At 30.3% G+C, this 15888-nt stretch carries 19 protein-coding genes and 1 tRNA gene; 11 read left to right on the top strand and 9 right to left on the bottom strand.

From position 1 onward, the window contains the following. Positions 1-21 precede the first annotated feature (21 nt). The 4 genes from cysS to rpsD are packed head-to-tail and all read left to right on the top strand — an operon-like array spanning position 22 to position 4352. Positions 22-1383, top strand: a complete 1362-nt coding sequence (cysS, locus tag AC5SL8_RS03690; RefSeq protein WP_494579066.1) for a cysteine--tRNA ligase — start codon at positions 22-24, stop codon at positions 1381-1383. Then, a complete protein-coding gene (gene cimA / locus AC5SL8_RS03685; protein ID WP_494579064.1) occupies positions 1380-2981 on the top strand; it encodes a citramalate synthase in 1602 nt (533 codons plus the stop codon). Before cysS ends, cimA begins: the two co-directional genes overlap by 4 nt. Then, positions 2981-3694, top strand: a complete 714-nt coding sequence (locus tag AC5SL8_RS03680) for an RNA methyltransferase (RefSeq protein WP_494579062.1) — start codon at positions 2981-2983, stop codon at positions 3692-3694. Before cimA ends, AC5SL8_RS03680 begins: the two co-directional genes overlap by 1 nt. Positions 3695-3734: 40 nt before the next feature. Beyond that, the gene (gene rpsD, locus AC5SL8_RS03675; RefSeq protein WP_494573572.1) at positions 3735-4352 is read left to right on the top strand and encodes a 30S ribosomal protein S4; all 618 of its coding nucleotides are present in this window, start codon (positions 3735-3737) and stop codon (positions 4350-4352) included. 7 nt (positions 4353-4359) lie between these two features. Here the strand turns inward: rpsD and grxD are convergent, their stop codons facing one another. From grxD to sfsA, 9 genes are read right to left on the bottom strand one after another with little or no spacing between them, the layout of a single operon-like run. After that, the gene (gene grxD / locus AC5SL8_RS03670) at positions 4360-4692 is read right to left on the bottom strand and encodes a Grx4 family monothiol glutaredoxin (RefSeq protein ID WP_494573573.1); all 333 of its coding nucleotides are present in this window, start codon (positions 4690-4692) and stop codon (positions 4360-4362) included. After that, a complete protein-coding gene (locus AC5SL8_RS03665; RefSeq protein ID WP_494573574.1) occupies positions 4692-4922 on the bottom strand; it encodes a BolA/IbaG family iron-sulfur metabolism protein in 231 nt (76 codons plus the stop codon). Before AC5SL8_RS03665 ends, grxD begins: the two co-directional genes overlap by 1 nt. A 1-nt stretch (position 4923) precedes the next feature. Further along, positions 4924-7116 (bottom strand): phosphoribosylformylglycinamidine synthase subunit PurL, encoded by a 2193-nt coding sequence (gene purL, locus AC5SL8_RS03660; RefSeq protein WP_494579061.1) that lies wholly within the window; start codon positions 7114-7116, stop codon positions 4924-4926. After that, positions 7116-7799: a phosphoribosylformylglycinamidine synthase I gene (gene purQ / locus AC5SL8_RS03655; RefSeq protein WP_494579059.1), complete on the bottom strand. Its 684-nt coding sequence runs from the start codon at positions 7797-7799 to the stop codon at positions 7116-7118. Before purQ ends, purL begins: the two co-directional genes overlap by 1 nt. Positions 7800-7805: 6 nt before the next feature. Next, entirely contained in the window at positions 7806-8048 is a 243-nt protein-coding gene (gene purS, locus AC5SL8_RS03650) for a phosphoribosylformylglycinamidine synthase subunit PurS (RefSeq protein WP_494579057.1), read from the bottom strand. A gap of 1 nt (position 8049) precedes the next feature. After that, positions 8050-8832: a phosphoribosylaminoimidazolesuccinocarboxamide synthase gene (gene purC / locus AC5SL8_RS03645; RefSeq protein WP_494579056.1), complete on the bottom strand. Its 783-nt coding sequence runs from the start codon at positions 8830-8832 to the stop codon at positions 8050-8052. Then, positions 8832-10124 (bottom strand): adenylosuccinate lyase, encoded by a 1293-nt coding sequence (purB, locus tag AC5SL8_RS03640; protein WP_494579055.1) that lies wholly within the window; start codon positions 10122-10124, stop codon positions 8832-8834. Before purB ends, purC begins: the two co-directional genes overlap by 1 nt. Positions 10125-10127: 3 nt before the next feature. Then, positions 10128-10898 (bottom strand): type I methionyl aminopeptidase, encoded by a 771-nt coding sequence (gene map, locus AC5SL8_RS03635; RefSeq protein ID WP_494579053.1) that lies wholly within the window; start codon positions 10896-10898, stop codon positions 10128-10130. After that, positions 10891-11589: a DNA/RNA nuclease SfsA gene (gene sfsA, locus AC5SL8_RS03630; protein WP_494579051.1), complete on the bottom strand. Its 699-nt coding sequence runs from the start codon at positions 11587-11589 to the stop codon at positions 10891-10893. The genes map and sfsA overlap by 8 nt, the downstream gene beginning before the upstream one ends. Before the next feature lie 21 nt (positions 11590-11610). Here sfsA and AC5SL8_RS03625 point away from each other — a divergent pair, with 21 nt between their 5' ends. The 7 genes from AC5SL8_RS03625 to AC5SL8_RS03595 all read left to right on the top strand — a co-directional run bounded on the left by AC5SL8_RS03625 (position 11611) and on the right by AC5SL8_RS03595 (position 15883). Beyond that, positions 11611-12360, top strand: a complete 750-nt coding sequence (locus AC5SL8_RS03625; protein WP_494579049.1) for a competence/damage-inducible protein A — start codon at positions 11611-11613, stop codon at positions 12358-12360. Between the two features lie 5 nt (positions 12361-12365). Further along, positions 12366-12767 carry a gamma-glutamylcyclotransferase family protein gene (locus AC5SL8_RS03620; protein WP_494579048.1) on the top strand — a complete coding sequence of 134 codons (402 nt, stop codon included), beginning with the start codon at positions 12366-12368 and terminating at the stop codon, positions 12765-12767. A 78-nt stretch (positions 12768-12845) separates the two neighbouring features. After that, a tRNA-Leu gene (locus AC5SL8_RS03615) sits at positions 12846-12931 on the top strand. Positions 12932-12935: 4 nt separating this feature from the next. Further along, a complete protein-coding gene (locus tag AC5SL8_RS03610; protein WP_494579046.1) occupies positions 12936-13715 on the top strand; it encodes an NAD kinase in 780 nt (259 codons plus the stop codon). A 144-nt stretch (positions 13716-13859) separates the two neighbouring features. Then, positions 13860-14477, top strand: coding sequence for an SHOCT domain-containing protein (locus AC5SL8_RS03605; protein ID WP_494579044.1), 618 nt, complete (start codon positions 13860-13862; stop codon positions 14475-14477). Then, positions 14474-15280: a hypothetical protein gene (locus tag AC5SL8_RS03600; protein ID WP_494579042.1), complete on the top strand. Its 807-nt coding sequence runs from the start codon at positions 14474-14476 to the stop codon at positions 15278-15280. Before AC5SL8_RS03605 ends, AC5SL8_RS03600 begins: the two co-directional genes overlap by 4 nt. After that, a complete protein-coding gene (locus AC5SL8_RS03595; RefSeq protein ID WP_494579041.1) occupies positions 15281-15883 on the top strand; it encodes a hypothetical protein in 603 nt (200 codons plus the stop codon). It begins immediately after the preceding gene. Positions 15884-15888: the final 5 nt, after the last annotated feature.

Here is a 15888-nt window from a genome sequence, read left to right as displayed (position 1 = left end):
TTAAAGTATAATTCTAAGATAATGAATAAGGATATTTTTTTAACAAACAATCTAAGTAATAAAAAAGAGAAATTTATTCCTCTAGATCAAAACAATGTTGGAATGTATGTTTGTGGTCCTACTGTCTATGATAATCCACACATAGGTAATGCAAGACCTCTTGTAATTTTTGATATTTTATACAAAGTTTTGAAATCCAAATATGGACATGACAAAATTACCTATATTAGAAATATTACAGACGTTGATGATAAGATTATAAAATCTTCTAAAGAAAAAAATATTTCAATAATAGATTTAACTAATAACATTATTGCTGAATTTAATGATGATTGTAATTATCTAAATTTAGAAAATCCATCTCAACAACCTAAAGCAACAGAACATATTGATCTAATGATAGAAATGATTAATTCTTTAATCAGCAAGGGTTTTGCTTATGAAGCTAACAATCATGTTTATTTTGAAGTAAGTAAATTTTCTGATTATGGAAAATTATCTAATAAAAAATTAGAAGATTTGATTGCTGGATCACGAGTTGAAGTTTCAAAAAATAAAAAAAAATCAGAAGATTTTGTTTTATGGAAACCTTCCATTAATGATGAGCCTTTTTGGGATTCCCCTTGGGGAAAGGGAAGACCTGGTTGGCATTTAGAGTGTTCGGCCATGTCAAAGAAATATTTAGGAAATGTATTTGATATTCATGGAGGTGGAATTGATTTAATTTTTCCCCATCATGAAAATGAAATTGCTCAATCAAGATGTGTAAATGATACAAAAGTTTTTGCTAATTATTGGGTTCATAACGCATTTATTACAATGTCTAATGAAAAAATGGCTAAATCCACTGGCAATATTTTAAAGATAAAAGATTTTAAGGACAATATTGATGGCCAAGTTTTAAAACTTGCTCTTATGAGTGCTCATTATAAGCAACCTCTAGATTGGAATGAAAAACTTTTAGAGGATTGTAAAAATACTATTGATAAATGGTATGAGGTCTACAAAGTTCTAAAAGATAAATCTGTTTTAAATGAAGATATTTTATCTCCACTCTATGACGATTTAAACACACCAGGTTACATAGCAAATTTACACAAACTATATGATAAAGCTTTAAAGGGTAATGATGCTGATAAAAATTTATTTGTCACAGCATGTAACTTCATAGGTATTTTGAATAAGACAAAAAAAGAATGGTTAGAATTTAAAAAGAAAAAATTATCAATAACTGAAGCTGATATTTTAAAAAAAATTGAACTTCGTAATAAAGCAAGAGAAGACAAGGATTATAAACAGGCAGATTTAATTAGAGATGAACTTTTAGACAAAGGGGTTTTAATAGAAGACAAAGATGGTAAAACAATTTGGAAATTTAAATGAGCAAAGAACAACTTTTTATATTTGATACAACATTAAGAGATGGTGCCCAAACTCAAGGGGTAGATTTTTCTGTAGATGATAAGATTAAAATAGCCAAAGCCTTAGATGCTTTAGGTGTTGATTATATAGAAGGAGGATGGCCTGGAGCAAATCCTACTGATACTGAGTTTTTTCAAAAAAAACATTCATTTAAAAATGCAAAATTAACTTCATTTGGTATGACCAAAAGAACTGGTCGAAGTGCTGATAATGATCCAGGTTTATCTGCTCTATTAAATGCTAACACACCAGCAGTTTGCATTGTTGGTAAAGCTTGGGATTTTCATGTTGATATTGCTCTTGGTATTAGTAATAAAGAAAATTTAGAAAATATTAGCGAGACTGCAAAACATTTTGTTAAGGAAAATAAAGAGTTTATGTTTGATGCAGAACATTTTTTTGATGGATACAAAGCTAACCCTGGTTATGCATTGTCTTGTCTTAAAGCTGCGTATGATGCGGGAACAAGATGGATTGTTTTATGTGATACTAATGGAGGAACGTTACCTCATGAAATTAGCAAAATAGTAACAGAAGTTACAAAAACTATACCTGGAAAAAATTTAGGCATTCATGCTCATAATGATACAGGGAATGCAGTTGCTAATTCTTTAGCTGCAGTTTGGGCTGGTGTAAGACAAGTTCAGGGAACAATTAATGGCTTAGGTGAACGATGTGGTAATGCCAACTTAATGTCATTAATTCCAACTTTCTTTTTAAAAAATGATTTTAATGAGAAATTTCAATTACAAATTAAGCCCAACAATATCAAAAATTTAACTCAATGTTCTAGATTGTTAGATGAAATATTAAATAGAAAACCTAATAAACATTTACCTTATGTTGGTGCTGCTGCTTTTTCACACAAGGGTGGCCTGCACGTATCAGCAGTACAAAAAGATCCAAAAACTTATGAACATATCGATCCAGAAGAAGTTGGTAATTCTAGAAATATTGTAATTTCAGATCAATCAGGAAAATCTAATATCATCTCAAGATTAAGATCTATTGGTATTGAAATAGAGGAAAGTGATCCTAAGATTAAAAAATTATTAGATGAAGTAAAAGACAGAGAATTTATTGGCTATAGTTACGATGGGGCAGATGCATCGTTTGAATTGCTAGCTAGAAGAATTATCAGCAAAATACCAACATATATCTCAATTAAAGAATACGATGTTTCAGTTAAAAAAGATTCGTCTGGAAAAATTATTTCATCTGCAAAAGCAGAGTTAGAGGTTGATGGAAAAAAAATTGTTTGTACTGGTGAAGGAAATGGTCCAGTTAATGCATTGGATAATGCTATAAGACAAAATGTTGAGAGATTAAATAAATACACACCTTATTTGAAAGATCTTAAATTAGTAGATTACAAGGTTAGAATTTTAAATACAGGTACAGAAGCTATCACTAGAGTTTCAATTGAGAGCACTGACTCAAAAGGTAAGAACTGGTTCACTATAGGAGTTTCAGCAAATATAATTGATGCTTCATTTAAAGCATTAGTTGATAGTTTGGATTATAAGTTATTCAAAGATAATGCTCCAGCTAGTCTTTAATGTCATTTAATAATATTTCATTTATTTTACACCAACCCCAACTATCTGAAAACATCGGTGCTTGTGCTAGAGCAATTAAAAACTTTAACTTTAAAAAACTAGTTATAGTTAAGCCAAAGCCAATTTTTCCAAACGATAAAATTTTAGCAACTTCTGTAGGTGCTAAAGATTTAATCACTAATGCTAAAGTTCACGAAACTTTAGAGACTGCTGTAAAAAAAGTAGATTATGTTATTGCAACATCAGCAAGGTTTAGAAATAAGAATATCAAACATTTAAATTTGGAAGATTTAAAAAAAATTGATTTCAGTAAAAAAGTTGCTTTCTTATTTGGTTCAGAAGCGTCTGGATTATCTAACAATGAGATTAGTTATGCTAATTACACTATGCAAATTCCAACTAATCCTGATTTTAAGTCACTAAATCTATCTCATAGTGTTATTATTATTGCCCATACAGTTGCAAGTATTATCAATTTAAAAAGTGCCAACTACTCCAAGTCAAAGAAAGTAACTTTAGCTAGCAAGAAAGATGTGCAAGCTATGACTAACTTATGCATTAACAAACTTGAAGAAAAAGACTTTTTTAAACCTTTAGAAAAGAAACCCATCATGCTTGAAAACTTAAGAAGTATTTTTTCTAAAATGGAGCTTTCAGAGAAGGAAACGCGTATTTTATCAAGTGTATTTGCAAGTCTAGCTAAAAAAGGTTGATTGACAAAATAATGAGTAAGTTTATAAACCCTCCTATCAAATGACAAAAAGAATTAGTTCTAAACACAAAATTGACAGAAGACTTAAAATAAACTTATGGGGTAGACCCAAAAGTCCTTTTAACACTAGAGCCTATGGACCAGGACAACATGGTCAATCTAGACAAGGAAAACCTTCTGATTATGGAATTCAGCTTCAAGCAAAACAGAAACTAAAAGGTTACTACGGTAACATTAATGAAAGACAATTCAGAAATATTTATAAAAAAGCAACCATGTTAAAAGGGGATACAGGTGAAAATTTAATTGGTTTGCTTGAAAGAAGATTAGACTCAGTTGTGTATAGAGCTAAATTTTCAACTACAGTTTTTTCTGCAAGACAACTTATTAACCATGGTCACGTAAGAGTTAATGGTAAGAAAGTTAATATTGGTAGTTATGTTGTTAAAGAAGAGGATGTTATTGAAATTAGAGACAAGTCAAAACAATTAGCTTTTATTGATATTGCTTTAGCAAACAAAGAAAGAGAAACTCCTGAATATATTCAATTAGATGAAAAGAACAAAAAAGTTACTTTTGTTAGAACACCTAAGTTTGAAGAAGTTCCATACCCAGTTGTAATGGAACCTAATCTAGTAATCGAATATTACTCTAGATAATAAAAATTTATTTTTTAAAATTTATTCCTTTATCCTCAAGTACTTTCTTGAGCTCACCGTTTTCATACATTTCTTTAACGATGTCACAGCCACCAATAAATTCACCTTTGATGTAAACTTGTGGAATAGTAGGCCAGTCACTAAATTCTTTTATACCTTCTCTTAGTGCTTGAGATTCTAAAACATTAATTCCTTGATACTTAACTTCTAAAATTTTTAACATGTTTGATACTGCCATAGAAAAACCACACTGAGGAGCATCAGGAGTTCCCTTCATAAATAAACAGACTTCGTTTGTATCAATATGACCTTGAATTAAATTTTTTGTGTTATCATCCATTATTGTTCCTTTGTTTTAATTGCTAATGCGTGCAGTTCATTGCCCATTTTTCCTTTTAAAGAATTATAGACCATTTTGTGTTGTTCAATTTTACTTTTTCCAGAGAATTCTTTAGAGGTCACTGTTGCTGAATAATGATTGCCATCACCTGCCAAATCTTCAATCACAACAATTGCATCAGAAATAGCTTCTTTAATCAGTGTCTCAATTTCTTTTAAATCCATTGCCATATTAGTTACTAATGTAGTTAGTTAGCCAAGTTGTATGCGATTTAATCAAATCGTCAATTGATACTTTTGTCTTATCATTTATGATTAACTCACCCTCATTGACCATTCCAAGCTCATCATAATGAACAGAATTATCTTTGAGAATTTTAGTTACATTTTTAAAATCATCTTTATTAATTTCAATAATATATCTTCCTTGATCTTCACCAAATAAATATTCAAATTCATTTATCAAATAATTAGGTTTTTTAAGAGTTGCACCTTTTTTTCCTTTAATGCACATTTTTGAAAGAGCGGTAACTATTCCACCAAGAGACACATCATGAGCTGATTTAATAAATTTTTGATCAATTAATCTTAAGATTGTTTCACCATTATTTTTTTCATTAAAAAGATTAATTTCGGGTGGGGGTCCATTTTTTTCACTTAAGATTTCTCTTGCAAATAAGCTTTGATCTAAGTGACCTTCAGTTTTACCAATAACCAAAAGTATATTATCAACTTCTTTTAAATCCATGGTTACCATATTTTCGTAATCTTTAATTAAACCAACACCTCCAATAGTAGGAGTAGGTTTAATTCCAACATCTTTTGTTTGATTATAAAAAGAAACGTTTCCTGATACTACTGGGAAATCCAAATACGCACTTGCCTCACCTAATCCTTGAACACATTCAACAAACTCACCCATATTTTCTTCATTTTCAGGACTACCAAAATTTAGGCAATTAGTAATAGCAATTGGTTTAGCACCAACTGAAATTAAATTTCTCCAACTCTCACAAACAATTTGTTTCCCTCCACTTAAAGGGTGAGCCCAGCAATAAACTGCTGAAGAGTCTACAGAGGCTGCAACCGCTTTGTTGGTACCATGAACTCTAACAACACCAGCATCTCCACCAGGTTTTTGAATAGTATCCCCCATAACCGTATGATCATACTGTTGCCAAATCCATTCTTTACTGCAAACATTTGGATTAGATAAAATTTTATTTAAAACATTAACGACTTTAAGACCTTTCAAATCTTCTTTTTGAATCTTAATTTTTTTAGGAAGTTTTGCCTTCTTCCATTTACGATCATACATAGGTGAGTTTTCAACTAAGGTATTAACAGGAATATTGGCAACTTTTTTTTCATCAAAATATAATTCTATTCTTTTACTTTTTGTAGTTTTACCAATTATTGCAAAATCTAAATTCCACTTATCAAATATTTTTTTAGCTAAATCTTCTTTGCCATTTTCTAGAACAATCAACATTCGCTCTTGGCTTTCTGACAACATAATTTCATAAGGTGTCATATTTGCTTCACGACATGGAACTTTGTTTAAATTAATCTCAATTCCTAAATTTCCCTTTGAAGCCATTTCAATACTTGAAGAAGTTAGTCCGGCAGCTCCCATATCTTGAATTGCTATAATTGAATCTCCTGCCATTAACTCTAAACAAGCTTCTAGTAATAGTTTTTCAGTAAAAGGATCACCAACTTGAACTGTTGGTTTTTTTTCTTCGATTTTATCATCGAATGAAGCAGAGGCCATACTTGCACCATGGATACCATCTCTACCTGTTTTTGAACCAACATAGATAACAGGCTTTCCTAATCCGGCAGCTTTGGAGTAAAAAATCTTATCTTTTTTAACAAGCCCTAAAGTCATAGCATTTACTAGAATATTTCCATTATAAGACTCATCAAAGCTTGTCTGACCAGCAATAGTTGGAACCCCCATACAATTACCATAGCCACCAATGCCATGAACAACACCACGTAATAAATTTTTTGTTTTTTTATGTTGAGGAGATCCAAAGTGAATTGAATTTAAATTAGCAATAGGTCTAGCCCCCATAGTAAACACATCTCTCATAATTCCACCCACTCCAGTTGCAGCACCTTGATAAGGTTCAATAAAGGATGGGTGATTATGACTTTCTATTTTAAAGACAATTGCATCATTATCTCCTATATCAATAACACCTGCATTTTCTCCAGGGCCTTGAATTACATTTTTTCCTTTTGTGGGTAAGTTTTTAAGATGAAATCTTGAAGATTTATAAGAGCAATGTTCATTCCACATTGCAGAAAAAATACCTAATTCAGTAATATTTGGAACTCGCTTTAATAAATCACAGATCTTTTTATACTCATCTTTTTTTAAACCATGATCGATTGCAAGTTTTTCGTTTACTATCATTATCTAAGATTGTTTATTAAGTTTTCAAAAAATAAAGAACCATCTTCACCTGATAGAGCAGGGTCTATCATTCTTTCAGGATGAGGCATCATTCCTAAAACATTTTTTTGTTTATTAAATATTCCGGCTATATTCTGTAATGAGCCATTAGGATTTGATTGTTCATTAACGTTTCCATTTTCATCAGAATAAAACATAGCAATTTGATTGTTGTCATTAATATCTTTAATTTGATCATTAGAGCAGAAGTAATTTCCTTCATTATGGGCTATATGAAATTCATAAACTTCTTTTTTAATATCCTTAAAATAAGAGTTGTCTTGATTATTAACTTTTACAAAAACATTTTTACAAATGAACTCTAAGTATTTATTTCTAAGTAGAACTCCCGGCAACAAACCAGACTCGACTAAAATTTGAAACCCATTACAAACTCCCATAACTTTACCACCACCTTGGGCAAAATTTAAAACAGATTTCATGATTTTAGATTTTGATGCCATACTTCCACATCTAAGATAATCTCCATATGAAAATCCACCTGGCAAAACGACTAAGTCACTTTTTGGAAGCTCAACATCATCATGCCAAACCATTTTATTTTTAAAGCCAAATTTTTTTAAGGCAACATCCATATCTCTGTCACAATTGGATCCTGGAAAAGTAATTACGGATGAATGCATTATTTATTATTCTGATCCGATAATTTTATAATCTTCTATAACTAAATTCGCTAAAAGCTTTTTACACATATCTTCAACATTTTTTTCAGCTTTTTTTTTATCAGTTTCTTTTGTATCAATTTCAAAGTACTTGCCTTGTCTAACTTCATTAATGTTGTCAAACCCCATACCATCAAGCGTTTGATGAATAACTTTACCTTGAGGGTCCAAAACATCTTTTTTAAGTGTGATGATGACTGATACTTTCATATTATTTTATTTTCTTTATAGAGCTTAATTTTGTAACGTTTACAGCACTCATGTTAGATTGTTCATGTAAAATTCCTAACCTTTTAGCAACTTCAGTATAAGCGGGTATTAAATCTCCAAGATCTTTTCTAAATCTATCTTTATCAAGTTTTTTATCAGTAATACTATCCCATAATCTGCAAGTATCAGGGCTAATTTCATCTGCTAAAATAACTTCAGATTTACCGTTTTCTTTAAGTCTTCCAAATTCAAGTTTAAAATCAATTAACTTAATCCCAACTCCTCTGAACATACCAATCATGAAATCATTAATTCTTAGGATCATTTTTTTAACTTTTTCTAATTCAGATTTTGTAGCCCAATCAAATGCAAGAATATGTTCTTCAGCAATAAGTGGATCACCTAAATTATCATCTTTAAGGCAATACTCTAATAGAGGCTGTTTTAGAACAGTTCCGTCTTCGATACCTAATCTTTTAGTAATAGAACCAGTAGCAACGTTACGTACAATAAATTCAATAGGTATGATCTCAACTAACTTAATAATTTGTTCTCTCATATTTAGTCTTTTTACTAAATGATTTTTTATTCCGATTTGAGAGAGATTTGTTAGAATGTGTTCTGATATTCTATTGTTTAAAACACCTTTGCCTTCAATGGTTGATTTTTTTAAATTATTAAAAGCAGTTGCATCATCTTTGAAATATTGAATAACTAATCTTTTATCAGCGGTTGCATAAATTATTTTTGCTTTGCCTTCATATAATTTTTTACCTTTTTTCATTATTTAAATACTCTTCTAAAGATTAAATCTACGTTTTTAAAATGGGATGAATAATTGAATATAGCTTTTAATCTTTTTGATGAAATTTTAGCCATTATAAATTTATCGTCTGATATAACGTCATATAAATTTAAATTGTCAGCAAAACATTTTTTGGCATAGTTTTGTACCATTTTGTAAGATTGTTCTCGGCTCAATCCTGATTTTGTAAGCTCTAGCATTACCTCTTGAGAAAAAATTAAACCTTTTGTGATATTCAAATTTTCAACCATTTTCTTTGGATAAACTATCATTTTATCTAAAATATTACTTAGTCTTACTAAAGCAAAATCTAGAGTAATATTTGCATCAGGGCCAATATTTCTTTCAACACTTGAATGAGAAATATCTCTTTCATGCCATAGTGCAATATTTTCAAGAGCAGGGATTACCGCACTTCGAACCATTCTAGCGAGCCCTGTTAAATTTTCACTTAAGATTGGATTTTTTTTGTGTGGCATTGCTGATGAACCCTTTTGATCTTTTGAAAAAAATTCCTGAACTTCATAAACTTCAGTTCTTTGTAAATGTCTAATTTCAATTGCAACTCTTTCAACTGAGCCTGCAATAATTCCAAGGACTGAGAAATAAAAAGCATGTCTGTCTCTTGGTATTACCTGTGTTGATATGGGCTCAACTTTTAAACCTAGTTTTTTAGCCACATGCTTTTCAACATTAGGGTTAATGTTTGCAAATGTTCCAACTGCCCCAGATATTGCACATGTTGAAATTTCATCAATCGCATCAACTAACCTTTTTCTATTTCTCTTAAATTCCTCATAAAATGAGGCAAGTTTTAATCCAAAAGTAATAGGCTCGGCATGAATACCATGACTTCTACCCATGCAAGGTGTAAATTTATATTTCTTGGCTTGTTTTTTTAAAACTTTTAAAATTTGATCAATGTCAGTAAGTAAAATTTTGCCAGATTGAGCTAACTGAATGTTAAAACTTGTATCCACCACATCAGATGAAGTCATTCCTTGATGAAGGTACCTTGCTTTAATGCCAGCTTTTTCCGTAACAGAAGTTAAAAAAGCAATTACATCATGCTTAACCTCAGATTCGATTTGATGAATTCTTTTAACGTTGATCTTGGCTTTTTTTCTAACAACTGATGCTACCCCTTTAGGGATTTGACCAAGTTTTTCCATGGCTTCAGCTGCTGCAACCTCTACATCAAGCCAAATTTGGTATTTATTTTGTTCTGACCATATGTCAGTGAGTTGTTTTCTAGAATATCTTTCAATCATTAATTATAAGTAAGGGGGCTTTGAATAACCTTTAACAGATTCTGTAAAGATTTCATAACCATTTTCAGTAATACCCAGCGTATGTTCAAATTGTGCTGATAAAGATTTATCTTTTGTAACAGCTGTCCAACCATCTTTTAGCATTTTTACATCCCATTCACCTGTATTTATCATGGGTTCAATTGTAAACGTCATTCCTGGCCTAAGTTCCATTCCGGTATTTTTTCTTCCATAATGCAATATATTAGGGGGCTCATGAAAGGTAGTGCTTATTCCATGACCACAAAAATCTCTAACAACAGAATAACCTTTTTTTTCAACAAAAGATTGTATTTCATAACCAATGTCACCAAGTTTTAATCCTGGTTTTAATAAATTTATAGCTCTCATCATAGACTCGTGCGTTGCATCAATTAAATTATTTACTTTAACTGAGGTTTTACCAACACAAAACATTCGACTTGTATCACCATAATGTTCATCAACTATCGCGGTTACATCAACATTTAAAGCATCGCCTTCTTCTAATACTCTGTCTGAAGGTATTCCATGACAGACAACATGATTTAAAGAAGTACATAATGATTTTTTAAAACCTCTATAATAAAGAGGAGCTGAATATCCACCATGGTCTTTTATAAATTCATAACTCAACTTATCAATATGATCAGTTGTAATTCCAGGTTTAATATTTTCTGTCAACATATCAAGAGTTCTTGCTGCAAGATTTCCAGCAACTCTCATTTTCTCAAATTTTTCTAAATAATTAGACATCAATAATTTTAATTTTTTTATCTATCTTAATTTCTTTTGCACTTATTTTACATTGATAAGCTAAAAAAATAACACCAGCTTTTTTTGCTAGTAAATAATTTTCATAATATTCTTTATCAATATCTTTGGCTATTTTAAAATTATTAACTCCTTGGATTTGAATTAAGAACAATAGATAGGATTTATAACCTTTTTTTACAGCTTCAATAAGGGTTTTTAAATGCTTAGACCCTCTAGACGTTACAGCATCAGGAAATTCTGCAGTTTTTTCATCCCTAAATAAAGTAACATTTTTAACCTCTACAAATATTTTTTGCTTGTTCTTTTCAATTAAAAAATCAAATCTAGTTTCTTTATCAAAGAATACTTCAGGCTTAATACTGTCACTATTTGCAACCTCTTTCACTAGATTATTTGATAGGCCATGATAAGCAATTTTATTTGCAAAATGAGTATTTACACCAACCAAATTTTTTTTAGCCTTAATGATCTCAAGCGTATATTTTAACTTTCTTTTTGGGTCATCATTTTTGGACACAAAAACTTCATTACCCTCATCTAACAAACCCTTCATTGATCCTGTATTAGGGCAATGTGCTGTAACAATTTCCTTACCAATTTTAACATCAGTAAAAAATCTCTTGTAACGTTTGATAAGTTTGCCTTTAATTAAAGCTTTGGTAAATTCCATATTTAAAATGTATATTTAATAATGACAGAAAATACAAAATTTAATGCCGCAATTCTTATTATTGGTAATGAAATTCTTTCAGGAAGAACACAAGACACTAACACGGGAACTATTGCCAAGTGGTTAAACTCTATTGGAGTGACAGTTAATGAAGTTAGAGTAATTCCAGATATTGAGAGCACTATTGTTGAAACAGTTAACCACTTAAGAAAAGTTAACAACTACGTATTTACAACTGGAGGTATTGGTCCGACACATGATGATATTACTGCTCAATCTATATCAAAAGCATTTAACCTTGAGTATGAAATTCATCAGGAGGCATTTAAAATATTGGAGGCTTATTATAAAGTTGGAGAATTTAATGAAGGAAGACAGAAAATGGTTTGGATGCCAAAAAATGCTAACTTAATTCTTAACCCAACAAGTGGTGCCCCTGGATTTTATGTTGAAAATGTTTTTTGTTTACCTGGAGTGCCATCAATTTTAAAGTCAATGTTAGGTGGATTAAAAGATAAAATAGTAGGGGGAAATCCAATAATAAGTCATACAATAAGTTTAAAAACTGTTGAAAGTGAAATTGCAAACTCTTTAACTAACGTTCAAGACAACAATAAAGATGTTGAAATAGGAAGCTACCCTTTTTTTCAAGCAGGTAAATTAGGAGTATCTATAGTTATACGATCAGAAGACCAAAAAAAAATCGATAAATGTAGTACCGAGATATTGAAATTTGTTAATCAAAAAAAAATAGAAGTAGTTATTAGATAATAAAAATGCTGTATTTTGCCTACGGTAGTAATTTAAATCATTTTCAAATGAAAAGAAGATGCAAAGATAGTGTTTTTTTAAAAAAGATTAATCTTAAAGATTTTAAATTAACTTTTAGAAGTAAATATAGAGCGGCTGATATAGAGCCTAAAAAAAATTCATTAGTTCCAGGTGCATTATTTGAAATATCTAAAAGTGATGAAAAAAAATTAGATATCTATGAGGACTACCCAGTTCTATATAAAAAATATTATTTTACTTATTATGGCAAGAAAGTAATGACCTATACAATGACAAAAAAAACTTTGTTTGCGTACCCAACAGAACGATATTTAAATACTGTAAAGAAAGGTTATAAAGATTGTAATTTAAATTACCAAATTCTTAAAAGAGCATTAAAAGCTTAATTGAGATATGGTTAAGATTGTTAACAAAAATAAGTTGAGTTATAAATAAAAACAGTTAAACAAATGAAAATAATACGTGCCCTCGTGGTGAAATTGGTAGACACAAAGGACTTAAAATCCTTGCCGCTTGCGGAGTGCCAGTTCGAGTCTGGCCGAGGGCACCAATAAATGAAAGATAAAATTTATTTAGTTTTTGACAAAACAAAGGCCTCTTTAAAAATTAAATCTTTACTTGTAAAAAAACTAAACATCACCTCTTTAAAAAAATCTAATTTAGTAATTGTGGTTGGTGGTGATGGTTTTATGCTTCAAACCTTAAAAAGACTTTATAAATTTAAAAAACCTTTTTATGGAATTAATTCTGGAAACTATGGTTTTTTAATGAATAAATTTTCAAATAAGAATATTATCAAGAATTTAGCAGTTTCTAATAGTGTTAAGATTTATCCTTTACAAATGACGGTTACTAATAAAAGTAATTTAATTAGAAAATCTATAGCAATTAATGAGATATCAATTTTAAGACAAAGCAAGCAAGCGTCATCAATTGCAATTACAGCTAATAAAAAAAATATTATTAAGAAATTAATTTCTGACGGAGTTTTAGTATCAACTCCTGCAGGGAGCACTGCTTATAATCTATCAGCTCATGGACCTATTTTAGATTTAGACTCAAGAAAATTAGCAGTTACACCTATAAGTCCTTTTAGACCAAGGAGATGGAGAGGAACCATTGTAAGTGATAAATCTAAAATTTTGATAAAGAATTTAGATACAAATAAAAGACCAATAAGCGCTGTTGCAGATAATTTTGAAGTTAGAAATGCAAAAACAATTAAAATTCAAGCTAATAAGAATATTAGCTTTGAGTTATTGTATGACAAAAAGAATAGCTTACATAAAAAGATAAAGATTGAGCAAACAAGAAAAGAGACTACAAACAATTAAGTAATCGTACCCGCACGGAGTCGAACCGCGGCCCTATTGATTACAAATCAAGACTCATTTGTTAAATAAACATTATTACTAAACGTTTGTGGAAACCTTCTTTAAATTTGACTGCACTATATCCGCAGTGGTAGAGTTTTAATAATGAAAAAACTGTTTGGGATCGTGGTTCTGGGTTTGTTGTTAAGTGGGAATGCTTATTCTAAAGATGGTTCTGGAGATTTAAGATTTACTTCACAATCTTTTAATAATTTTTTAGCATATTTAAGAGGTGATGGTTCAGATAAAGGTGGCGTTATGATGTCGAGTGGAATGCCAATTGGTTTTGCAATTAACCAAAAAGGCAATAATACATTTTATTATTATTGTCCTAAAAAATATGGAGATAATTGTATGACTGGTGGTCACATGAATGCACAAAATGACTGCACCAATAGAAGCAAAAAAAGTGGTGATGGTAGATGTTTTGTTTTTGCTAAAGGAAGAAAAATTGTTTGGGACAGTGTGAATTATAAAATTAAAAAAAACCCTAGCGTTGCTGAAATTAAAGAAATTTTTGCAAAAAATGGTTGGTATGGAGCAATTGAAAATAAAGAAATAGTTAAACCTAAAATTACTAAAAAGAAAAAAGAAGTAACTAAAAAAGTTAGTAAAAATTCTTCAGATATTGTTGATAAGTTGAAAGAACTTAATGAATTAAAAGATAATGGTGTCTTAACAGATGAAGAGTTTGATAAAGCTAAAAAGAAGCTACTTGAATGAAAAAACTTTTAGGGATCGTGGTTCTGGCTTTGTTGTTGAGTGGAAACTCTTATGCGGGGAAAAAAGATGTTGGAAAAGGTGAATTAATATTTCAAGATTGGTTAGTCGATTATTTTTATGAATACATTAAAGGTAAAGGATTTAAATATCCAGGAACCTTTGTTGTTGCAGTAGATGGGTCTTATGCTGTTTACTGGTATTGTGAAGACGGTAATAACTGTAGAGATTCTAATGAGGCTCTTTACAATAAACAATGTGAGGATGGTGCTGGTGTTGAGTGTAAAGTATTTGCAAGAAAAAGAGAAATTAGATGGTTAAATGGAATTAATCCTGGCAAAGGAAAACCTTCAAGAATTAGCTATAAAGTTGATAAGGATCAGCTCAAAGTAAGATTAACTGAATTAGGTTTTTATGGTGATATTACATCTTCAACTACAACTACTACACCTAAAATTACCAAGAAAAAAAAGGAACCAAAAAAAATTGTAAAGAAGTATGAACTTAAAGGTGAGAGATCTATTGCATTAAGCTGGGAAGGCTATGAAGATCTAATTGCTGGAACAGTTAAGTTTGATGAAGCAGATTATAAAGGTACATTAAATTTATCTTTACCAAATAATGATGGGACTTGTGATGGAACTTATTCACTTCAAAAGAGTGGAAAAGGAACTTGGCAGATTAATTGCTCAAATAATATGGGTGCAGCTGGCACTCTAAAATGGGTTGAAGATGGTAGTGTTACTGGAACTGGTAGAGACCACAATGATAAGAAAGTTAAGTTTACAGTTTCAAAGAATAGTTAAATGAAAAAACTTTTAGGGATCATGGTTCTGGGTTTGTTATTAAGTGGAAATGCTTATGCAGATAATATTAAAGACTTTCAAATTGAAGGTATAAGTCTAGGAGATAGTGCTTTAGATTATTTTGAAAAAAAAGAACTTAAGAAGCTAACTAGGACTAATAAATCTAAGGTTTATGATAAATACTGTTCAAATGAGAGTCAGAAAATATCTCAAAAATTTACTACCTATGAAAAAGGGATTTGTTTCTATACAAAAAGAAATGACAAATCATACATTATAGAGTCAATTGCAGGATTTCAAGATTTTCCTAATAATATTGCTGCTTGTTATAATGAACAAGACAATGTTGATAAAGAAATTAGAAAATTATTTCCAAATACAAAAAGAGAAGTTTACGATGAATACAAAAACCCAATTGATCGCAGTGGTCAATCTACAGAGAGAGACATAGTTTATGTTTTTAACGATGGCTCTGAAGCTGGTACAGCGTGTTTAAAGTGGGGAAAAAAGTGGTTAAAAAAAAATCCAAAATCTTCAACTCATTTACAAGTGTTTCTTGACACAAAGGAATATGCCAAATGGCTAAAAGACGGAATGAAGTAATTGTC

It is taken from the genome of Candidatus Pelagibacter sp. PS_41, assembly GCF_059417725.1.
This window is presented reverse-complemented; position numbering and strand designations above follow the sequence as displayed.